The following is a 20550-nucleotide window of genomic DNA, read 5'->3' as shown; positions in this document are numbered from 1 at the left end:
GGTAGTGGTGAAGTACCAGTTACCTGATGGACGGACAGTCGATGGTGGTAGACGCTTTGTAATTTGCTTCGATTGTGATGCCATTACCGAAGCGGAGATGCTCCCTAGCTTGGGCGATATTGAGCTTGAAGAACGCAGTACGGCGCCGAATCTGTTCACCCGACTTCTTAGCTGGCTTCACTATACGCATAGGAAGCCAGCGGAGTCGCATGGCGATTTGCAAGCGACGCGCGATTTCTTGAAGCTGAGGCGTGGAGCTCCTCGTTGTTTAAGGTGCGGAGGTACGAATTGGCAAAAACGCGATTTCACTGCTGGCGTCATTCACTCATGCGGTGGGCGACTGCATGAGTTGCCGAGCGATGAGAATGCATTGCAGTTTCACTATGCTTCCACAACAATTTTGCTAGATGTGGAAGGGCTACCTATTTTGGGTGGCTACATCATGCGATAAAAACTGAGCCCAAGAGCAGTCCGTGGTCGTGAGGGATAAAGCTGCTTTGGGATGGGGTGAGCCCGCATTAAGTTGCTTTCACGCGATATTTGTACACTGGCGCGCGCTGACTTTCTTTGTGGACTACTGACTCAACCAGGCCAGAGCGCACCAAGTGCCGCAGTGCCCAATCCACCTTGCCTTTGGAGCGCCCTAGGGCCAAAGTCAATTCGCCGTGGAAGAACCACCGACTCGGCTGAAGCTGCAGGAACCGCAGCGTTACGTCCGTGCCTGACCCTTTGACGATGTGGCCAGGGGGATAAGGGTTAAATGGCCGTGCCTTCGGCTCAGGCTGTTCGTTTACAAGGTAATCGACCATCCGGTCAAGAGACATTCTTCCCCCACTTCTCCAAGGTCTTGGGCCACAGGTCCAGTGATTCAATGCTCGTGCGGGTCTGCTCTGCCCACATGCGGCCCTGTGCAACTATGCTTCGCGGGCGCTAGGCAGTACTGGTCGAATGGAAAATGATAGGGTGCTTCAAGATTACCCGGGCACGCAGGGTCTAGTTCTTGGTAAAAGTGCCTACAGATTGCCTACAAGTTCAAAAAAAGAAAAAGCCCGCTATCGTTTAGATAGCGGGCTTTTCTTTACTGACTTGGTGCCGGAGAGATGAATCGAACACCCGACCTTCTCATTACGAATGAGCTGCTCTACCGACTGAGCTACACCGGCGATAAGCTATAGATTATAGCGCTTTTTCATCGGCCTCGAGGTGGTAGCTGGTCACGCGTTCCACTTCGTTCTTGGAGCCGAGGACAACGCTCACGCGCTCGTGCAATTGCGTTGGCTGGATGTCCAGGATGCGCTGACGGCCGTTGGTGGCCATGCCGCCGGCTTGCTCGACAAGCCAGCTCATGGGATTGGCTTCGTACATCAGGCGCAGCTTGCCGGCCTTTTGTGGCTCGCGCTTGTCCCAGGGGTACATGAAGATGCCGCCGCGGCACAGAATGCGGTGGACGTCGGCCACCATGGCCGCGACCCAGCGCATGTTGAAATTCTTGCCGCGCGGGCCGTCTGCACCAGCCAGACATTCGTCCACGTAGCGCTTCACAGGGGCATCCCAGTGGCGCATGTTGGACATGTTGATGGCGAATTCCTTGGTGTCTTCGGGGATCTTGACGTTTTCCTCGATGAGCACGAACGAGCCTTGCTCGCGGTCCAGCGTGAACATGGAGACGCCGTCGCCCACGGTCAGCACCAGGGTGGTCTGGGGGCCGTAGATGCAGTAGCCGGCAGCCACTTGCTGGGTGCCAGGCTGCATGAAGTCGCTGTCGTGAACGCCAGGGTGGCCTTCAGGCTTCTTGAGCACGCTGAAGATGGTGCCGATGGACATGTTGATGTCGATGTTGGACGAGCCGTCCAGGGGGTCGAACATCAGCAGGTACTCGCCCTGGGGATAGCGGTTGGGCACCACATAGATGCCTTCCATTTCCTCCGATGCCATGGCCGCCAGGTGGCCGCCCCATTCATTGGCTTCGATCAGGGTTTCGTTGGCGATGATGTCCAGCTTTTTCTGCACTTCACCCTGCACGTTTTCGCTGCCGGCTGTGCCCATGACGTCGCCGAGCTCACCTTTGTTCACGGCAAAGCTGATGCGCTTGCAGGCGCGGGCCACCACTTCCAGCAGCAGGCGCAACTGGCCGGGGATGAGCCCGTCCACACGCTGCTGCTCGACCAGATAGCGGGTCAGGCTGATGTTTTTCTTCATGTTTCAACTCCTTGAAATTCGATGCAAATCTGAAATGGACAGAGAGCAGGGGTAGGCACGATCACTTGCCGGGACGCCCTGCATTGCGCTGTTCCAGTTCCGCCAGCAGCTCCCTGGCGCGGGTTTGCTGCTGGCTGTCTTTCTGGTTCAGCGCGTATTGTTCATAGCGGGCCAGCCATTGGCGGGCCTGCGGTTCCTGCCGTTGCTCATGGGCAAGGACCACGAGCTGGAAATAGCTGTCGTAGACAGTGGCATGGTCTTGCGCCGTCTGAGCAATCTGCAGACGCTCCTGAAGATAGGCGCCAGCCTGCTTCAGGTCGCCCAGCTCATAGCAATTTTGCGCAATATTGGTGAGCACACCGCGTATTTGCTGCAGCTTGCCCATGGCTTTGAGGCGCTCACGCGCGACAGGAAGCAGCCGCTCGTTGGCTTGCCTGGCCTCGCGAAATCGCCCCAGCTCATGCAGCAGATAGCCCTCGTCCTCATAGACGCCGAGAATCTGCATCTGGCTCGGAAAATCCAGAGCCCGTGCAGGCTTCACGCTCTCGTCCCAGCGCATTTCGGCGGGTAGCAAGGCAATCTGCGGCAGCGCATATCGAGCCTGAAAGGCTTTGACCCGCTTGAGTGCCGCTTCATGCTGCCCGGCCTCCGCCAGCCAGCGGATGCTTGAGTAGCGCAGGAAAAAATGAGCGTATGACAGCTCCGGGTCCTGAGTGCCGGACAAAGCCGCCAGTGCCGTCTGCGCTGCTTCGGCTGCCTCTTTGGGCATGCTGCGGCGGGCGTAGACGCTGGCCTGTGTGTAGTAGAGCCGGAAGATATCGCGTGCAGCGAACCCCGGCTTTTTCAACATCGGCTCCAGCGCCTGCAGATCGGCACTCATGGCTCGCCCGCTGAAGCTGCCGCCTTCGCTGAAGACAGTGGCATAGAGGGGCGCAAAACGGGCTTCGAATCCCGCATCGGGCTTTGCAGCTTGAGTGCTCAGCGACATGCTCGCCGCAGCGACGGCAAGGGCCTTCACGCCCCGAGCCGCGTGTCGGGCAAGCATGTGCAGCTCCATCAGTCCGCCAGGGCGCGGGTGATGACCTCGCGCACGTCGTTGGACAGATCGGGCTTGGCTGCCACGCGGGCGATGGCTTCGCGGGCCGCAGAGCGGTAGGGCTCGGCCAGCTTTTTCCAGCGATCCATCACCCGGGCCAGACGGGAGGCCACCTGAGGGTTGATGCCGTCGATCTCGATCACGCGATCGGCCCAGAACACATAGCCCGCCGCATCGGCGCGGTGGAAGGCGCCGGCATTGTTGCAGTAGCTGAAGATCAGGCTGCGTGCGCGGTTGGGATTCTTGATCTGGAAGTCGGCATGCTTCATCAGCGCCTTGACGGCAGGAAGCACATCGCCGCCGCGGTCGCTGGCAGAACCTTGCAGGGCAAACCATTTGTCCAGCACCAGCGCATCCTGCTTGAACAGCGCGTGAAAGCGCTGCAGCGCCTGCTCGGCCAGTGGGCTGGCACTGTAGACCAGGGCGGAGAGTGCGGCCATGCGGTCCGTCATATTGCCAGCGTCCTTGCAGCGCTGGTAGGCCTTGCCGGGCCAGACCGTGTCGCCAGTTTGAGCGGCATGCAGGCACAGCATGGATAGAGCGCGGCCAGCCAGCGCTCGGCGGCCGGCGCTGACATGGTCGGGGCGATAGGCACCGGTGTCGCGGTTGGCCTCCCAGATGCTCTCCCACTCTGGCTGCAGGGCACTCGCGAGCTGCAAGATCATGGCTTCGCGCACGGCATGCACGCGCTGCGGATCGACTTCGGCCAGTTGCTCGGCGATATAGCTCTCGGGCGGCAGCGTGAGCACCAGGTCCTTGAAAGCAGCATCCAGCTTGTCATCGCGCAGTACGCGGCGCATGGCTTCGATGAAGTCTGACGGCAGGATTTCGGCACTGGCTTCGCCGCTGGCAGCGATTGCCTTCAGGGCGTAACGCAGGCCCAGGCGCTGGCTGGCTTCCCATTGGTTGAACGGGTCGCTGTCGTGAGCCAGCAGGGTCAGCAGATCGGCATCGCTGAATTCATGCTCCAGTACCACGGGGGCGCTGAAGGTGCGCAGTAGCGAGGGCACGGGGGCTTCGCTCACATTGCTGAAGACAAAGCTTTGTTCGGCTTCGGTCAATACCAGCATGCGGCTGGTGACGGTCTGGGCCGTCTCTTCGCCTTGCAGTTGCAGGGCGATGGGCTGGCCGCTGGCGGTGAGCAGACCCATTTGCACGGGAATGACGAACGGCAGTTTTTCGGCCTGACCCACGGTGGGCGCGCAGCTTTGCGACAGCGTCAACGTATAGGTCTGGGCGTCGGCATCGTACTGGCCCACGGCCTTGAGCACAGGCGTGCCGGCCTGGCTGTACCAGCGGCGGAACTGCTGCAGATGCTGCGCCAGAGCAGAGCCCGGGTTGGCGTCGGCAATGGCCTGCGAGAAGTCATCGCAGGTCACGGCCTGACCGTCATGACGCTCGAAGTACAGCTTCATGCCCTTGGCAAAGCCTTCGCGGCCGACCAGGTTGTGCTGCATGCGTACGACTTCCGCGCCTTTTTCGTAGATCGTGACCGTGTAGAAGTTGTTGATCTCGATATAGCTGTCGGGGCGCACGGGGTGGGCCATGGGGCCGGCATCTTCGGGAAACTGCACGGTGCGCAGCACGCGCACATCGTCGATGCGCTTGACGGCACGGGCCGAAGCCGTGCCCGCCATGTCCATGCTGAACTCCTGATCGCGGAATACCGTCAGGCCTTCCTTGAGGCTGAGCTGGAACCAGTCGCGGCATGTGACGCGGTCACCCGTCCAGTTATGGAAGTATTCGTGTCCGACGACGGACTCGATATTGGCGTAATCGGTGTCGGTGGCCGTGGCCTGGCTGGCCAGAACATACTTGGTGTTGAAGATGTTCAGGCCCTTGTTCTCCATGGCGCCCATGTTGAAGTCGCTGGTGGCGACGATCATGAAGCGATCCAGATCCAGGCTCAGGCCGAAGCGGGCCTCGTCCCAGGCAACCGAGTGCATGAGGGAGTTCATGGCGTGCTCGGTCTTTTCCAGGTCGCCGGGGCGCACATAGACCTGCAGCAGGTGGTCGCGGCCGGCACGGCTCTTGATCTTCTGCTCGCGGGCCACCAGATTGCCGGCCACCAGCGCAAACAGATAGCTGGGCTTTTTGTGCGGATCGACCCACTTGGCAAAGTGGCGGCCGTCTTCCAGATCGCCGGACTCCACCAGATTGCCGTTGGACAGTAGCACCGGGTACTGGGCCTTGCTGGCGCGCAGTGTGACGGTGTACATGGCCATCACGTCGGGGCGGTCCAGGAAGTAGGTGATGCGGCGAAAACCTTCTGCCTCGCACTGCGTGAAGAATGTGTCCTCGCTCACATACAAGCCCATGAGCTTGGTGTTCTTGATGGGGGCGCAGGTGGTGAAGATCTCCAGCTCTACGGGCTCGTTGCCCTCGGGCAGGTTCTCCAGAACCAGCTGGTCGCCGTCCATCTTGAAGGAGGTACCTCCGCCGTTGACCATCACCCGCGCCAGATTCAGCTCGTCGCCGTCCAGGCGCAGCGCCTGTGCCGGCACCTCGGGGTTGCGGCGCACGCGCATCTTGCTGAGCACGCGCGTCTTGGCCGGGTCCAGATCAAAAGTCAGATCCACCGTGTCGATCCACCAGGCCGGAGCCTCGTAGTCGGCAAGGTAAATGGCGGCGGCCGGGGCTTGCCCGTCACGCAGTTGCAGCATATCGATTCCTTTCTAGGATCAGAGGCCTTGCTTGAGCGAGGCTTCGATAAACACATCCAGATCGCCGTCCAGCACCTTCTGGGTGGCCGAGACTTCGACGTTGGTGCGCAAGTCCTTGATGCGGCTGTTGTCCAGCACATAGGAGCGGATCTGGTGGCCCCAGCCCACATCGGTCTTGGTGTCCTCGAGCTTTTGCTGCTCTTCCATGCGCTTGCGCATCTCGAAGTCATACAGCCTGGAGCGCAGGCGCTGCCATGCCACGTCACGGTTGCTATGCTGCGAGCGACCGTCCTGGCACTGCACCACGATGCCCGTGGGGATGTGGGTCAGGCGCACGGCAGAGTCGGTCTTGTTGATGTGCTGACCGCCCGCGCCGGAGGCGCGATAGGTGTCGGTACGCACGTCGGACGGATTGATGTTGATCTCGATGGAGTCATCGATCTCGGGGTAGACGAACAGCGAGGAAAAGCTGGTGTGACGGCCGCCCGAGCTGTCGAAGGGCGACTTGCGCACCAGGCGGTGCACGCCGGTTTCGGTGCGCAGCAGGCCATAGGCATACTCGCCTTCGACCTTGATGGTCGCGCTCTTGATGCCGGCTACGTCGCCCGGAGTCTCTTCTTCGACCGTGGCCTTGAAGCCCTTGCGTTCGGCGTACTTCAGGTACTGGCGCAGCAGCATGCTGGCCCAGTCGCAGGCTTCGGTGCCGCCGGCGCCGGCCTGGATGTCGATGAAGCAGTTGAGCGGATCGGCTTCGCCGCCGAACATGCGGCGGAATTCGAGCTCCTCGATCAGCGGCTTGAGCTTGGCGGTTTCGGCTTCGATGGTTTCAAGGCCGGCATCATCGCCTTCTTCCTTGCTCATCTCGAACAGCTCGGAATTGTCGGCCAGCTCGGTGGTGAGCTTCTCCAGGGTCAGCACGACGGAGTCGAGCGACTTCTTTTCCTTGCCCAGCTCCTGTGCCTTCTTGGGGTCGTTCCAGACGGCAGGGTCTTCCAGCGAGGCGTTTACCGTGCGCAGACGTTCGTACTTGGCATCGTAGTCAAAGATACCTCCGGAGATCGGCCGTGCGCTCTGCCAGATCTTGGAGGGTGTTGCCGATAGAGTTGACGCGTTCTGCTTCCATGGTGAATCCGTTTGTTCTTGCTGATAAATAAGGGCTGATTTTCTCATGCCGGACGGCTGTAAGGATGCAATGGCCTTCGACAGGGTTTTTGAGTGCTTCATCGGGGTGTCTTTTTGAGCCCAGCTATGCCCCTGCTGCCTCCATCGGTTTTATTCATGGATGCCGTTACTCGAAGTAACAAATACTGCATAGAATTCGCAGGCGCGCGCAGTGTGTACGCGCTTATCAAGCAGTTTCCCCCACTCCCCATCTCGCAGGTGCCAGACCTTGCAGGTCGCCCAGGCACCCAATTCCCCCATGAACTTCTTTCGCAACCTCAAGCTGGCTAACAAGCTGCTGGTGTCTTTTGTGCTGATCCTGCTGATCAGTGCGGTATCGGGTCTGTACGGCCTGGTCCAGATGGAGCGTGTCAATGCCACGGCCACCGATCTGGCGCGCCAGTGGCTGCCGGCGGCCCGAAACCTGCAGGACATGCGTTACCAGCTGCAGCGCTATCGATCGCAGACCATGCAGCATGTGATGGCCCAGTCGTCCGAGGAAATGGCGGTCTATGACAAGAGCATGCCCAAGCTCTGGGACGAGCTGGTCCAGAACCAGCAGTCCTATGGCAAGTATGTGAGGACCGACAAGGAGCGGGCCCTGCTGGCCGAAATCGGCGAGGATCTCAAGGCCTATGCCGTGCAGACGGCCAAGGTGGTGGATCTGTCACACCAGCTGCTCAACGATGACGCCAGCGAGATTTTGCGCGGCGAGGCTCTCAAGATCAGTCGTGGCATCAACACGCGTCTGGAGGCGCTCAGCGAGATCAACCATCAGGCGACCGAGGAAACCAATCAGGCGGGCGACGACCTGTATGCCGCTGCCCGCTGGTGGGTGATGGCGCTGCTGCTGGGCTCCATCGTCATCGGCGTGGCGCTGGCGGTGCTGATCGGTCGTTCCATTTCGCGTCCGCTGGAGTCGGCCGTGCAGCTGGCGCAGTCCGTGGCCGCTGGCGATCTGAGCGCCAGCATCACGGTGCAAAGCCGCGATGAAGTGGGCCAGCTGCTGCAGGCGCTCAAGGAGATGAACACAAGCCTGCAACGCATCGTGGGCCAGGTGCGCCAGGGCACGGACTCGATTGCCTCGGCCAGCAGCCAGATTGCCAGCGGCAACCAGGATCTGTCCTCGCGCACCGAAGAGCAGGCCAGCTCGCTGGAGCAGACGGCAGCCTCCATGGAAGAGCTGACCGCCACCGTGCAGCAGAACGCCGGCAATGCCCAACAGGCCAATCAGATGGCCTCTGCAGCGTCTCAGGTGGCCGTGCGCGGTGGTGCCACGGTGGCCCAGGTGGTGCAGACCATGTCGGCCATCAACGAGTCCTCGCGCAAGATCGTGGACATCATCGGCGTGATCGACTCCATCGCCTTCCAGACCAATATTCTGGCGCTGAACGCAGCGGTGGAAGCGGCCCGTGCGGGCGACCAGGGCCGCGGCTTTGCCGTGGTGGCCTCCGAAGTGCGCACCCTGGCCCAGCGCTCGGCCGAGGCGGCCAAGCAGATCAAGCAGCTGATCGACGACTCCGTGAGCAAGGTGCAGGAAGGCAGCACCCAGGTCGACGAGGCCGGCAAGACCATGGATGAGATCGTGATGAGCGTGCGCCGTGTCACCGACATCATGGGCGAGATCTCGGTGGCCAGCCACCAGCAGACCTCGGGCATCGAGCAGGTCACGCAGGCCGTGACGCAGATGGATCAGATGACCCAGCAGAACGCGGCTTTGGTGGAGGAAGCCGCCGCTGCGACCGACGCGCTGCGCGGCCAGGCCGCTGCGCTGGCCGAGACGGTGAGCTTCTTCAAGCTCGGCGCCCAGTCCGGCCTGCAGGCCGCGCCGGCCCTGGCGCCAGCCACGTTCAAGTCCGCGCCTGCCAGGGCCGCCATCAAGGTCTCGACTCCGGTCAGGGCCCAGTCGACTGCGCTCAAGCGCCCCGCAATGTCGGCGGCAGGCAAGCATCCGGTCCTGAGCTCGGCGAAAAGCGCAGCAGCGCCCCTGCCGCAAAAGTCCGCGACGGCAGACGATGGCGAGTGGGAGAGTTTCTAAGCCTGGTGCGGGCGTGCGGTGCCGGGCTCGGTGTCGCTAGCTATACCGCTAGATATGCCGCTATTAATTAAGAAGCATGTACCACATGTATTCATTGAATTTCAATATGTTTTATATCTGAAATCGTTTGATATATTGCGATATAAGCTTCTTTATTGATAGCGTTTAACAAGTCTGCCTTCGAAGCAAAAACACCCCGCAGCCGTGGCTGACGGGGTGTTTTTGTGTCCGGGCCAGGAGCTGCGCAAGCCGCTCCTGCCGCCTCGCATCAGCCGCCGCGCGTGATGGGCACTTCGGCGTTCTTGCCGTAGCTGCCGTATTTGCCCAGCTCCCACTTGGCAATCGCGTTGCGGTGCACCTCGTCGGGGCCGTCAGCAAAGCGCAGCGTGCGTGCTGCGGCATAGGCATAGGCCAGCGGGAAGTCATCGCACATGCCGCCGCCGCCATGCACCTGCATGGCCCAGTCGATGACCTGGCAGGCCATGCTGGGGGCCACGACCTTGATCATGGCGATCTCGGTCCTGGCCACCTTGTTGCCGGCCACATCCATCAGCCATGCGGCCTTGAGCGTGAGCAGGCGCGCCATGTCGATCTTGCAGCGCGCTTCGGCAATGCGCTCCTGCGTCACGGTCTGCTGGGCCACGCTCTTGCCGAAGGCAACGCGGCTGCTGGCGCGCTTGCACATCAGCTCCAGCGCGCGCTCGGCCAGGCCGATCAGGCGCATGCAGTGGTGAATGCGGCCCGGGCCGAGGCGACCCTGGGCGATCTCGAAGCCGCGCCCTTCGCCCAGCAAGATATTGCCGACGGGAACGCGCACGTTCTCGAAATACATCTCCATATGGCCGTGGGGCGCATCGTCATAGCCCATCACGTTCAGAGGACGCGCGATGCGGATGCCCTTGGCATCGGCCGGGATGATGATCATGCTCTGCTGCGAATGCTTGGCCGCTTCTGGGTCGGTCTTGCCCATGGTGATGAAGACCTGGCAGCGAGGATCGCCGGCACCCGAGATCCACCACTTGTGGCCGTTGATCACGTATTCGTCGCCCTGGCGCTCGATACGGGTGCAGATGTTGGTGGCGTCGGAGGAGGCGACTTCGGGCTCGGTCATGGCGAAGGCCGAGCGGATCTTGCCTTCCAGCAGGGGCTTGAGCCAGCGCTCCTTGAGCTCGGCACTGCCGTAGCGGGCAATGGTCTCCATATTGCCGGTATCCGGAGCGGAGCAGTTGAAGACTTCGGAAGCCCATGGCACGCGGCCCATGATCTCGGCCAGCGGTGCATATTCCTGGTTGGTCAGGCCCGCGCCGTGGTAGCCCGAGGCTTCGGCGCTGTCCACGGGCAGAAACAGATTCCACAGGTCTGCAGCCTGGGCTTTGGGCTTGAGCTTTTCAATGGTTTGCAGCGGCGTCCAGCGCTTGCCAGCGGCCGTGTTGGCCTGCATCTCGTCGGCATATTCCTTTTCCGCCGGGTAGATGTAGTCGTCCATGAACTTGAGCAGGCGTTGCTGCAAGTCCTTGGTTTTGGGCGAGTAGTCGAAGTCCATGAGTGCTCCTTTTATTGTGGGAGGGTCAAGTTGCGTGGTGGTGGATAAAAAGTCAGGCGCGCTGGGCAAAGGACCAGGCCAGCTTCGCCATGGGGCGGGCGGTGTCACCCGAGGCCTTGGCCTGGGCGCTGGAGGCCGTGCCGGCCTCGACACGCTTGGCAATGCCTTGCAGGATGGCGGCGATGCGGAACATGTTGTAGGCCAGGTAGAAGTTCCAGTCGCGCTGCAGCGTGGCCACATCGGCAATGCCGGTGCGCTGGCAGTAGCGCTGCATGTAATCGTGCTCGGCGGGGATGCCCAGGCCCGCGATGTCCAGACCCGCGATGCCGCGGCCCAGCTCGGCCGGGATATGCCAGCTCATGCAGTGGTAGCTGAAATCGGCCAGCGGGTGGCCCAGCGTGGACAGCTCCCAGTCCAGCACGGCGATCACGCGCGGCTCGGTGGGGTGGAACATCAGGTTGTCCAGGCGGTAGTCGCCATGCACGATGGAGACACGGCCCTCGTCGCGCGCGCTGGCCGGCATATGGGCTGGAAGCCACTGCATCAGTTGGTCCATCTCGGGGATGGGCTGGGTGACCGAGGCCACGTACTGCTTGCTCCAGCGGCCGATCTGGCGCTCGAAGTAATTGCCGCTCTTGCCGTAGTCGGCCAGGCCGCGCTCGGCAAACTTCACGCTGTGCAGGGCTGCGATCACGCGGTTCATCTCGTCGTAGATCTGGCCGCGCTCGGCGGGCGTCATGCCGGGCAGGGACTGGTCCCAGAGCACGCGGCCTTCCATGAACTCCATGATGTAGAAGGCGCGACCCATTACCGACTCGTCCTCGCACAGCGCATACATATGCGGCACGGGTACATCGGTGCCGGCCAGGCCCTTCATGACGCGGTATTCGCGCTCGATCGCATGGGCCGAAGGCAGCAGCTTGGCCACGGGGCCGGGCTTGGCGCGCATCACATAGCTTTTGCCGGGCGTGATCAGCTTGTAGGTGGGGTTGGACTGGCCGCCCTTGAACATCTCCACCTGCAGCGGACCTTCAAAGCCCTGGACATGCCGGCTCATCCAGTCGGTCATGGCATCGATATCAAACGCATGCTGATCGGAAACCGCGCGGGTGCCGACGAAATGGTCAAAAGTGCTCATGCTGATTCAGTCCTTTGTTCGATTTGTGATGGCCAAGGCGCAGCCCGCCACGCCGCGCCAAGGGCGCAGCGAGCGAATGCGTGAAATGGGGAAGAGTTGCCGCAGAACGCGGCAAGAGAGAAACGAAGGTGAAAACTGGCGCGATTCCAGCCAGAGATGCCGAGCAAGAGCCGCCTCGCGGCGATGGCATCGTCCCCCTCCCGCAAGCGCAGCGAAGCCAGAGAGGGGGAAGCCGCAAAGCGGCTCAGGGGGTGAATCAGTGATCCGTGTCTGCAATGCGCAGCAGCGTCACCCGGTCGCGCACGATGAGGCCACCCGGCTCGATGCGAATGACCTCCTCGCGCTCCATGGACTTGAGCTCCTGGTTCACGCGCTGGCGCGAGGCGCCCAGCAGTTGCGCCAGCTCTTCCTGCGCCAGATGCAGGCCGATGCGGATCTCGTTGCTGTCCGACAGGCTCATCACGCCATAGCTGCGCGTCAGATGCAGCAGCTGCTTGGCCAGGCGCGCTCGCAGCGGCAAGGTGTTGAGGTCTTCCACCAGGCCGTAGAGCTGACGTACTCGGCGTGCGTTGAGGCGCAAGATCGCTTCGGAAAACTCCACATGCTCTGCCAGAATGCGCTTGAAGTCCGCCTTGGATACGCACAGCAGCGTGGTCTCGCCATGTGCATAGGCGTCGTGCGTGCGCTTGTCGCCATCCAGAATCGCGACATCCCCGAACCAGATGCCCGGCTCCACGTAGGTCAGCGTGATCTGCTTGCCCGTGATGGAGGTGGAGCTGACTCGCACCGCGCCACGTGCACAGGCGATCCACTCCTCGGGCGGTTCGCCGCGAGCGCAGATGAGCATGCCATCTTTGTATCGTTTGACGTAAGCGCATCGAAGAATGTCGTGCCTCAAAGAGGGCGAAAGGGATGAAAACCAGCGACCAGAGTTGATCGCCTCACGTTCTTCCATACTAAGAATTGGCTCGTCCATGTTCTGTCTTATGCGTGACTGGTAACCGCCCCATTGTCGCGTGTGGGACCGGCTGTGCCGCAACTGCGGGACTCAGGGTTGTCACCTGTGTGTCCGCTTTTACCGCGAAGAGGGTTTGCGCCGATCAAGAAAACCCAGTGTCCATGCGGGCTGCGCAGCGGCGCTCCATAAAAGATGCCCGCTGGCTGCGGGCATTCGAGCTTGTCATTTCCGGCATCGGGTGTGCTGGGCAGGCCTGGCGCGGGCGGCCAGTCTGCAGCCATTGAAACCACCATAAGAAACACCATAAAAAAAGCTGCAACGCCTATCCCCGAGGCATTGCAGCTATTGTTTCTTGGCGGTGGCCTAGGCCGGCACTTGCATGCGCTGCAGCAGATGCTGGGCGGCTGCCTCCGGATCGGGGGCATTGACCAGGGCGCGCACCACGGCCACCGAGCCCACGCCCGTGGCACGCACGGCGGGGAACAGATCCTCGGAAATGCCGCCAATCGCCACCAGCGGGTATTGCTGCATCAGCCGCACATAGGCCGCCAGACGTGCCAGTCCTTGCGGAGCTGTCGCCATCTTCTTGAGCGTGGTGGGAAAGACTGCGCCCAGGGCGATATAGCTGGGCTGGACAGCATGGGCGCGCACCATCTCTGCGTAGCCATGGGTGGAGACGCCCAAGCGTGTGCCCGAGCTGCGGATGGTCTGCAGATCGCGCTGGCCGATCACGTCCAGATCTTCCTGGCCCACATGGATGCCGTAGGCACCTGCGTCCAGCGCGGCCTGCCAGTGGTCGTTGATGAACAGGCGTGCCTGCGTGCCCTTGACGGCTTCAACAGCGGCCTTGACCTCTTGTGCCACGGCGGCCCTGTCGTCGGACTTGAAACGCAGCTGCACCGTGGGCACACCCGCGCGGGCCATGCGGCCCACCCATTCGGCCGTAGGCAGCACGCCATACAGGCCCAGCTCGCGCGGGCAATGGGCAAAGGCCAGGGCCGGGTCGGCCTTGCCGAGACCGAAGTCGCGTGGGTCGTCGGGCCAGTGGGTGGCATCGAAATGATTGTTGCGCTCGCTCTGGCACTGCCAGGCCTGGGCCACGGTCTGCGCATCCACGGCAATAAAGCCCAGCTCGCTGCAGGCCTCAAGCGCAGCCAGATAGGCCGGGTCATGACGCAGCGCGGGCGGCACGGGCTGGGGCGTCAGCTCGACCGAGTTGGCATCGTGGTGCAGCTGGGCGCCAAAGTTGGCGCTGTGCTGGTGGATGATGGCTTGCGCAAGGGCCTTGATTTCAGCGGAGTCCATGGGACGGCCTTTATTCCTGATGCCAGAAAGGGGTGCCCAGCACGGGCGTGCTGGGCTGGGCGGCGTTTTGCTCGGCCATGGCACCTGCGCGCCAGGCGGCGTGACCGGCATTGACGGCATCGGAGAAGGCGCCGGCCATGGCCACGGGATCTTCGGACAGGGCCACGGCGGTGTTCAGCAGCACGGCGTCATAACCCCATTCCATCACGGTGCAGGCATGCGATGGGCGGCCCAGGCCGGCATCGACGATCAGCGGCACCTTCAGGCGCTCGCGCAGCATCTGCATGGCATAGGGGTTGACGGGGCCACGGCCGGTGCCGATGGGCGCAGCCCAGGGCATGACGGCCTGGCAGCCCACGTCGACGAGTTTTTGGCACAGCACCAGGTCGTAGGTGGTGTAGGGCAGGACCTGGAAGCCGTCCTTGATGAGGATGGAGGCCGCTTCCACCAGATTGAGCGTATCGGGCTGCAGCGTGTAGTCGTCGCCGATCAGCTCCAGCTTGATCCAGGGGGTGTCGAAGACTTCACGCGCCATCTGGGCCGTGGTCACGGCCTCCTGGATGGTCATGCAGCCTGCCGTGTTGGGCAGCACGGGCACATTGAGCTTGCGCAGCAGCTCCCAGAAGCTGGCACCGGTCTCGGCGGCATTGCTGCCCTGGCGGCGCAGCGAGGCCGTGACCATGGCGGGCTTGGAGCGCTCCACGGCGGCTTCGAGAATCGCCGGCGAGGGGTAGCGCGAGGTGCCCAGCAGCAAGCGGCTTTCAAAACGCTGGCCGTAGAGAACCAGTGCGTCGTCGGTGGTTTTGGTATTCATGATTTATCTATATCTCTTGTCTTTGTATCGCAGTGCTCGTCAAGCCAAATGGACTTCAAACGAGCATGTGCCAAGTCAGTGACACCGAGCAAGAGCCGCCTCGCCGCGAGGGTGTCGTCCCCTGGGGGAAGGCGCGAAGCGACTCAGGGGGATTCATTGCTAGCCGCCTGTCACCGGAGAGATGACTTCCATCCTGTCGCCCTCATTGAGCGCATGGTCGGCGTACTGCGTCTTGGGCACAAATACCGTATTGACCGCCACGGCAAACGGGGGCCTGGCCTGCATCTGCGCCAGCGCATCGGCCACGGTGGCATGGGCTGGCAGCTCGGTGGCTTGCTGGTTGAGAGTGATCTTCATGGCATCGAAACGGAAAATAAAGCGGGTGCTAAGTTAAACCTCTGCACGGCAGTGCTTGCGTGCGCCGGGGGTGCAAGTGCTGTGCGCCAAAGTTCGGGCTCGCAGTTCGGGCTCGCAGTTCAGCCACGATGCACGGCGACATCGAATTCGCGCGCCAGCGGCGAGTCGTTGTGGTCCACCAGCTCCAGCACCACGTCCAGCATGGCGGGCGAGATCATGAAGCCGTGACGGTAGAGGCCGTTGACTTCCATGACGCGCGGGGTCAGCAGACGCACGGCGGGCAGATTATCGGGCAGGGTGGGGCGGCACTGGGTGGCGATCTCCACAATGCGGCCTTCGGCAAAGCCGGAGTGCACGGTATAGGCCGCGCTCAGCAGCTCCAGCGTGGAGCGCACGCTGGCTGGCGACATATCGTCGGACTCGATCTCGGTCGCGCCAATCACGAACAGATGATCTTCCTTGGGCGCTATATAGATGGGGTAGCGTGGATGGATCAGGCGTGTGGGGCGCTGCAGCGTGACTTCGGGCGCATGGATGCGCACCACCTCGCCGCGAATGCCGCGCAGCTGCTTCCACTGGGTACGGGCACCCAGACCCCGGCAGTCGAACACGAAGTCTGGCTGGCCGCTGTCGCCATGGGTTTCGCCGGGGCGGAAGTCGCTCACTTCGCGCGGGCTCTCCCAGTGCAGCCGCACGCCCAGGGCGCTGAGCTTGTCGAGCAGCGCCGTCAGCAGCTGGCGGTTGTCGAGCTGGCCTTCGCCGGGCAGATAGACGGCCTGGTTGAAGCGTCCCTGCAGCGCGGGCTCGCAGTCCTGCAGCGCCGCGCCGGTCTTCTCCTGCATGGCCGGCAGGCTGGGGTTGATGCGCCGGTTTTTCTCCAGCAGGCCGAAAAAGCGCGCCGCATCGCCCTGGTCCTGACGGTGCCAGAGGATCAACGTGCCGTTTTGCTGCAAAAACACATGCTGCTCAAGCTGGGCTATCAGCTCGGGCCAGCGCTTGAGCCCATGCTGGCCCATGCGCACCACGCCGGGCTCGGTAATGGCCGATTCGGCCAGCGGCGCCAGCATGGCGGCCGCCACGCGCGCCGCAGCGCCATCGCCTAGCGGGCCGTGCGCGTCATAGAGGTCGATGGCATGACCGCGCTGGGCCAGGGCCAGCGCCAGCAGACGGCCCATGAGGCCGCCGCCGAGAATGGCGATCTTTGAAGAAGCTTGTAGCAATGACATGTGCAAATCGTTTTCCATCCGGACACAGGAACAGGGCCATGTGCAGGACAAAACGCGGCATGCCTTGCGGCTTGTGAAACTCCCCACGCCAGCATGACCTGGATCGGGTGCAGGGGGCACAGGGCACGGATGGTGCTCTGGTGCGCAGCCGGTGGCTGGCGCTGCCCCAGGGTGTTTCTCAGTCCGCGCAGGCTGCTTGCCTGCGGGACACCCCTGTTTCGTCCGTTGGACATTACAGCACAACCGCAAACTGCACGCATTGACCATGCGCATGGGCGATAATTTTTGCCATGACAGTGATTGCTTCATCCTCCATCTCCGGCGCCGCAAAAAAGCGCTATGCGCGCGTGCTCTCCATTGCCGGCTCCGACAGCGGTGGAGGCGCCGGCATCCAGGCCGACCTCAAGACCTGCGCGGCACTGGGCTGCTACGGCATGACGGCGATCACGGCCATCACCGTGCAGAACACGCTGGGCGTGACGGGTATTCACGGCATTCCGCTCGATACCGTGCGCGGCCAGATCGATGCCGTTGTGCAGGACATAGGCGTCGATGCCGTCAAGATCGGCATGCTGGCAACCCCCGATGTGGTGAGCGTGGTGGCGGATGCGATCCGTCGCCACCGGATCAGGAACGTGGTGCTGGACCCCGTGATGGTGGCCACCAGTGGCGATCGCCTGATCGTTCCCGAGACGGCACAGGCGCTGGTCAGCGAGCTGTTTCCGCTGGCGACGGTGATTACCCCCAATCTGGATGAAGCAGCTTTGCTGCTGGGTCGCAGCATCGACGGCATTGGAGCGCTGGATGCGGCCGTCGCCGATCTGCTGGCCATGGGGGCGCCGGCGGTGTTGCTCAAGGGCGGGCATCTGAGCGGCGATCTGGTCATGGATGTGCTGGGTCGGCAAGGCCAGCAGGCCGGTGACTATCTGCGCCTGCAGTCGCAGCGCATCATCACCCATAACGGTCACGGCACGGGTTGCACGCTGTCGTCGGCGATTGCATCTTTCCTGGCCCAGGGGCTGGCGCTGGAGGCGGCAGTGACCGAGGCGCGGCGCTATATTCTGGGCGCCATCGAAGCGGGCGCCGAGGTCTATACCGGCCAGGGCCATGGTCCGCTCAATCATGGCTATGCGCCGCGCGCGCAGCTGATCGTCGAAGGCTGATTGCCGGCACTCACAAAAAAGGCCTGCTGCTGCAGGCCTTTGCTTTTGGGGTGTGCTTGTTGCTGGGCTTACCAGCCCCAGACCAGATTCTTGGCCACCCAGCCGCTTTGGCCATTGCTGCGCTGGACCTGGGCCCAGCTGCCTTGCTTTTTCAGCGTCTGCAGCACCTCATGCTGCTCCAGCTTGCCTACCCGGTTGTGTTTCTGGCCGGGGCCGGAGCGCAGATTGGCCGTGCGCGCCGTCACCACCATATGCGGGCTCTTGCTGGTCAGCGGGGCGTGGACCCAGCCCAGTGTGGACTCATAGTCCTTCACGCGCAGCCACTGGCCCTTGCGCTGGGTGACTTGCAGTGGGTAGCCCTTGCTGAGCTCCCAGAGGGTTGCGGAGCGGGTGTTGGGCTGTTCGCGCACATTCACGGTCTTGCCCTTGATGCTGACAAATTCCTGGGCTTGTGCAAGGGCCGGCAGCAGGCCGGCGGTGAGCGCACCCAGCGCGATCAGGCTTGAAGTGGCGGCGGTGCGGATCCAGCGGGCTGTGCGGCGTTGGTTGCAAGGCACGGGGCAGATTCTCCTTTTATCGATTGAAAACAGGCTGTAACCCTTATCGGACTTGCGTGGCTAGCTATAGTTCCTGTAGAAAGCTGACAGGGGCTGAACGCCCGACAGCCATCAAGGAATGCCATGAACCAGCCAGCCAGCGCCCATGGGAGCGCCTCGTTGACCACCCGATTGACGCTTGCGATGACGGCTCTGGCCGCAGCGACGCTGCTCACGGCCTGCCAGAGTAGGGCGTCGGCGAATGCTCCAGCTGTAGCACCTGCCGCCGCTGCGGATGCAAAAGCCGGGGAGCTACAGATGCTGGGCCGGCAATTGCTGGCCGCTGCCGCGCAGGGCGATGCCGTGGCGGTGCGCAATCTGCTGGCCGGCAACGCGCCTGTCGACGCGCAGGACGCCCAGGGCAATACCCCGTTGCTGCTGGCCACGGCAGCCAACCATATCGAGGTGGCGCGATCGCTGCTGATGCACGGTGCCAGCCCCAATATCCAGAACCAGATGCAAGACAGCGCCTATCTTCTGGCCGGTGCGCAGGGCCGGCTGGAGATTGTGCGCATGACGATTTCCTACGGCGCCGATCTCAAGAGCACCAACCGCTATGGCGGCACGGCCCTGATTCCGGCCTGCGAGCGAGGCCATCTGGAAACAACCCAGGCGCTGATCACGGCTGGTGTGGATGTGAACCATGTCAACCGGCTGGGCTGGACCTGCCTGATGGAGGCCGTGGTGCTCAGCGATGGCGGGCCGCGCCATCAGGCCATCATCCAGGCCTTGATCGATGCGAAAGCGGATCTGAACCTGCCCGACAAGGATGGGGTGACGGCCCTGGCCCATGCACGCCAGCGCGGGCAGCAGGCCGTGGTGCAACTGCTGCAGGCAGCGGGCGCCAGGTAAGAAGTAGAGAAAATGGCTGAAGCGCTCTGTTAGGGGGCGCTTTTTGCTATTGATTTTGTTTTTCAGGCGGCAACGGAGCGCGGCTGCAGCTGGCGTGTGGCGACGGCCACCACAAAAGTCAGCGCCAGCGTGGGCAGGGCCGAGCCCAGGGCTGTGCTGGCATAGGGCAGCAGGTGATAGAACGCAATGCCCAGCACCCAGATGGCCACGGCATCCCAGCGCACGGCGGGCGCTTTTTGCATCAGCTGCACGGCATCGGTGCCAAAGGCCAGGCGACCCAGCATCACGCCGAACAACGGCACAAAGCAGGAGCTGAGCAGCAGCAGAAACGGCTCCAGGCTGTGCATGGGCAGCACCATGGCCAGCGCTGTGCACAGCGACGCGATCAGCAGTCCCCAGCGGCGAATGCTCCAGCCCGGTTGCAGGCTGTGGGCCGACATGGCGCCCGAGTAGGCATCGCCATAGGCGTTGTCCACCTCGTCGATCAGAATCAGCGACAGGGCAATCAGCCCGCCCTGGGCCAGCAGCAGGGCCGTGACCAGGTCTTCGCTGGGCAGGGTCAGGGCCACCAGCACGCCCAGGCTGTAGCACCAGATATTGGCCAGGGCAAAGCCGCTCCAGGCACCCGTCAGCGCGGACTTGCCGCTTTTGCCGTGGCGCGCATAGTCGGCCACCAGCGGCAGCCAGCTGATGGGCATGGCTATCACCAGATCGACGGCGCCGAGCATGCTCATGCCGCCTGCACCTTCGCGGGCCAGCAAGGTCCCGAGGCCGGTGGCGCTGGCCATTTTCAGGAATTGCCAGCTCAGCCACAGCAGCGAGGCAATCACCAGCGGCAAGGCCACGCGCGAGATGATGCGGCGCACCAGGGTGGTCATGGAGCCGCTCATCAGCAGCAGGATCACGCCACCCCAGAGCAGCGTGGCCAGCCAGGGCCAGTAGGCGGCGCCCATGATGCCGCTTTGCTTGCCCAGCGCCACGGTGGCGTCGCGCATCACCACCAGCTCGAAACTGCCCCAGCCCAGCAGCTGGATGATGTTGAGCACGATAGGCAGTCGTGCGAAGCGGCGGCCGTAGACGCTGTGCATCAGCCCGGCGCTGGACAGGCCGCTGTCGCAGCCCAGCTTGCCCACCCAGCCCAGCAGGCCGGCGCCGATCAGGGAGCCGATGCCGATCGCGATCAGCGCATGCAGCGGGCTGAGCGCGGGCAGCAGATAGGCGCCCATCTGCATGACCAGCAGGCCCACGCCCAGACTGAACCACAGCGAGGCATGGTCGCGCCAGGCAAAGACGCGCTCCTGCGCCGTCACCGGGGCCAGGGCCCGATTGGCCGATGTGGAAGAAGATGAATTCATGAATGCTCCGCCAGAAAAACGAAGCAGGGGCCGCATGGTTGGCGCGGCAGGCCAGCAAAGACATGGCCAGTCGCGGTCTGACACCT

Annotated in this window: 16 protein-coding genes and 1 tRNA gene; 3 read left to right on the top strand and 14 right to left on the bottom strand. The window is 62.8% G+C overall.

From position 1 onward, the window contains the following. Positions 1-1087: 1087 nt before the first annotated feature. The 5 genes from AC1RTQ_RS12440 to prfB form a co-directional block, all read right to left on the bottom strand. Positions 1088-1163 (bottom strand) — tRNA-Thr (locus AC1RTQ_RS12440). A 13-nt stretch (positions 1164-1176) separates the two neighbouring features. Next, positions 1177-2199, bottom strand: a complete 1023-nt coding sequence (locus AC1RTQ_RS12435; RefSeq protein WP_003061245.1) for a class 1 fructose-bisphosphatase — start codon at positions 2197-2199, stop codon at positions 1177-1179. 61 nt (positions 2200-2260) lie between these two features. Next, the gene (locus AC1RTQ_RS12430) at positions 2261-3244 is read right to left on the bottom strand and encodes a hypothetical protein (protein WP_492876100.1); all 984 of its coding nucleotides are present in this window, start codon (positions 3242-3244) and stop codon (positions 2261-2263) included. 11 nt (positions 3245-3255) lie between these two features. Continuing rightward, positions 3256-5958, bottom strand: coding sequence for an aminopeptidase N (gene pepN / locus AC1RTQ_RS12425; RefSeq protein WP_492876098.1), 2703 nt, complete (start codon positions 5956-5958; stop codon positions 3256-3258). Between the two features lie 18 nt (positions 5959-5976). After that, positions 5977-7081, bottom strand: a protein-coding gene (prfB, locus tag AC1RTQ_RS12420) for a peptide chain release factor 2 (protein ID WP_100086375.1) whose coding sequence is annotated in 2 segments (ribosomal slippage) — positions 5977-6999 and positions 7001-7081 — 1104 coding nt in all. Because the reading frame shifts where the segments join, the coding sequence is not laid out codon by codon here. Between the two features lie 297 nt (positions 7082-7378). Between prfB and AC1RTQ_RS12415 the strand changes: the two genes are divergently transcribed. Next, positions 7379-9157: a methyl-accepting chemotaxis protein gene (locus tag AC1RTQ_RS12415; protein WP_492876095.1), complete on the top strand. Its 1779-nt coding sequence runs from the start codon at positions 7379-7381 to the stop codon at positions 9155-9157. Positions 9158-9425: 268 nt separating this feature from the next. Here the strand turns inward: AC1RTQ_RS12415 and AC1RTQ_RS12410 are convergent, their stop codons facing one another. The 7 genes from AC1RTQ_RS12410 to AC1RTQ_RS12380 all read right to left on the bottom strand — a co-directional run bounded on the left by AC1RTQ_RS12410 (position 9426) and on the right by AC1RTQ_RS12380 (position 16498). Beyond that, positions 9426-10700 carry an acyl-CoA dehydrogenase family protein gene (locus tag AC1RTQ_RS12410; protein ID WP_302090123.1) on the bottom strand — a complete coding sequence of 425 codons (1275 nt, stop codon included), beginning with the start codon at positions 10698-10700 and terminating at the stop codon, positions 9426-9428. Between the two features lie 52 nt (positions 10701-10752). Further along, a complete protein-coding gene (locus AC1RTQ_RS12405; RefSeq protein WP_492876092.1) occupies positions 10753-11838 on the bottom strand; it encodes a phosphotransferase in 1086 nt (361 codons plus the stop codon). 256 nt (positions 11839-12094) lie between these two features. Next, positions 12095-12814: a Crp/Fnr family transcriptional regulator gene (locus tag AC1RTQ_RS12400; protein ID WP_034349335.1), complete on the bottom strand. Its 720-nt coding sequence runs from the start codon at positions 12812-12814 to the stop codon at positions 12095-12097. A 345-nt stretch (positions 12815-13159) separates the two neighbouring features. Next, the gene (gene thiE / locus AC1RTQ_RS12395) at positions 13160-14101 is read right to left on the bottom strand and encodes a thiamine phosphate synthase (RefSeq protein WP_492876090.1); all 942 of its coding nucleotides are present in this window, start codon (positions 14099-14101) and stop codon (positions 13160-13162) included. Between the two features lie 10 nt (positions 14102-14111). Then, positions 14112-14915, bottom strand: a complete 804-nt coding sequence (locus tag AC1RTQ_RS12390; RefSeq protein ID WP_492876089.1) for a thiazole synthase — start codon at positions 14913-14915, stop codon at positions 14112-14114. A 159-nt stretch (positions 14916-15074) separates the two neighbouring features. Continuing rightward, positions 15075-15272 carry a sulfur carrier protein ThiS gene (gene thiS / locus AC1RTQ_RS12385; protein ID WP_182283326.1) on the bottom strand — a complete coding sequence of 66 codons (198 nt, stop codon included), beginning with the start codon at positions 15270-15272 and terminating at the stop codon, positions 15075-15077. 119 nt (positions 15273-15391) lie between these two features. Continuing rightward, a complete protein-coding gene (locus AC1RTQ_RS12380) occupies positions 15392-16498 on the bottom strand; it encodes an FAD-dependent oxidoreductase (protein ID WP_492876086.1) in 1107 nt (368 codons plus the stop codon). Positions 16499-16788: 290 nt separating this feature from the next. Here AC1RTQ_RS12380 and thiD point away from each other — a divergent pair, with 290 nt between their 5' ends. Further along, the gene (gene thiD / locus AC1RTQ_RS12375; protein WP_034365936.1) at positions 16789-17661 is read left to right on the top strand and encodes a bifunctional hydroxymethylpyrimidine kinase/phosphomethylpyrimidine kinase; all 873 of its coding nucleotides are present in this window, start codon (positions 16789-16791) and stop codon (positions 17659-17661) included. Positions 17662-17729: 68 nt separating this feature from the next. Here the strand turns inward: thiD and AC1RTQ_RS12370 are convergent, their stop codons facing one another. After that, positions 17730-18218 (bottom strand): SH3 domain-containing protein, encoded by a 489-nt coding sequence (locus tag AC1RTQ_RS12370; RefSeq protein ID WP_304349262.1) that lies wholly within the window; start codon positions 18216-18218, stop codon positions 17730-17732. Positions 18219-18341: 123 nt separating this feature from the next. On the opposite strand from AC1RTQ_RS12370, the gene AC1RTQ_RS12365 reads away from it, so the two are divergent. Further along, entirely contained in the window at positions 18342-19109 is a 768-nt protein-coding gene (locus tag AC1RTQ_RS12365) for an ankyrin repeat domain-containing protein (RefSeq protein ID WP_492876081.1), read from the top strand. A gap of 62 nt (positions 19110-19171) precedes the next feature. Here AC1RTQ_RS12365 and AC1RTQ_RS12360 read toward each other — a convergent pair whose 3' ends face one another. After that, positions 19172-20464, bottom strand: coding sequence for a purine-cytosine permease family protein (locus AC1RTQ_RS12360; RefSeq protein WP_492876079.1), 1293 nt, complete (start codon positions 20462-20464; stop codon positions 19172-19174). Between the last annotated feature and the right edge of the window lie 86 nt (positions 20465-20550).

Source organism: Comamonas sp. GW821-FHT11H03, assembly GCF_058807955.1.
The sequence above is the reverse complement of the archived record's forward strand: the minus strand, read 5'-3'. Positions and strand labels throughout refer to the sequence as shown.

What these genes read in the sequence shown, in the direction of transcription:
- AC1RTQ_RS12435 (WP_003061245.1), bottom strand. Translation starts at nt 2,199, where the DNA reads ATGAAGAAAAACATCAGCCTGACCCGCTATCTGGTCGAGCAGCAGCGT.
- AC1RTQ_RS12430 (WP_492876100.1), bottom strand. Translation starts at nt 3,244, where the DNA reads ATGCTTGCCCGACACGCGGCTCGGGGCGTGAAGGCCCTTGCCGTCGCT.
- pepN (WP_492876098.1), bottom strand. Translation starts at nt 5,958, where the DNA reads ATGCTGCAACTGCGTGACGGGCAAGCCCCGGCCGCCGCCATTTACCTT.
- AC1RTQ_RS12415 (WP_492876095.1), top strand. Translation starts at nt 7,379, where the DNA reads ATGAACTTCTTTCGCAACCTCAAGCTGGCTAACAAGCTGCTGGTGTCT.
- AC1RTQ_RS12410 (WP_302090123.1), bottom strand. Translation starts at nt 10,700, where the DNA reads ATGGACTTCGACTACTCGCCCAAAACCAAGGACTTGCAGCAACGCCTG.
- AC1RTQ_RS12405 (WP_492876092.1), bottom strand. Translation starts at nt 11,838, where the DNA reads ATGAGCACTTTTGACCATTTCGTCGGCACCCGCGCGGTTTCCGATCAG.
- AC1RTQ_RS12400 (WP_034349335.1), bottom strand. Translation starts at nt 12,814, where the DNA reads ATGGACGAGCCAATTCTTAGTATGGAAGAACGTGAGGCGATCAACTCT.
- thiE (WP_492876090.1), bottom strand. Translation starts at nt 14,101, where the DNA reads ATGGACTCCGCTGAAATCAAGGCCCTTGCGCAAGCCATCATCCACCAG.
- AC1RTQ_RS12390 (WP_492876089.1), bottom strand. Translation starts at nt 14,915, where the DNA reads ATGAATACCAAAACCACCGACGACGCACTGGTTCTCTACGGCCAGCGT.
- thiS (WP_182283326.1), bottom strand. Translation starts at nt 15,272, where the DNA reads ATGAAGATCACTCTCAACCAGCAAGCCACCGAGCTGCCAGCCCATGCC.
- AC1RTQ_RS12380 (WP_492876086.1), bottom strand. Translation starts at nt 16,498, where the DNA reads ATGTCATTGCTACAAGCTTCTTCAAAGATCGCCATTCTCGGCGGCGGC.
- thiD (WP_034365936.1), top strand. Translation starts at nt 16,789, where the DNA reads ATGACAGTGATTGCTTCATCCTCCATCTCCGGCGCCGCAAAAAAGCGC.
- AC1RTQ_RS12365 (WP_492876081.1), top strand. Translation starts at nt 18,342, where the DNA reads ATGAACCAGCCAGCCAGCGCCCATGGGAGCGCCTCGTTGACCACCCGA.
- AC1RTQ_RS12360 (WP_492876079.1), bottom strand. Translation starts at nt 20,464, where the DNA reads ATGAATTCATCTTCTTCCACATCGGCCAATCGGGCCCTGGCCCCGGTG.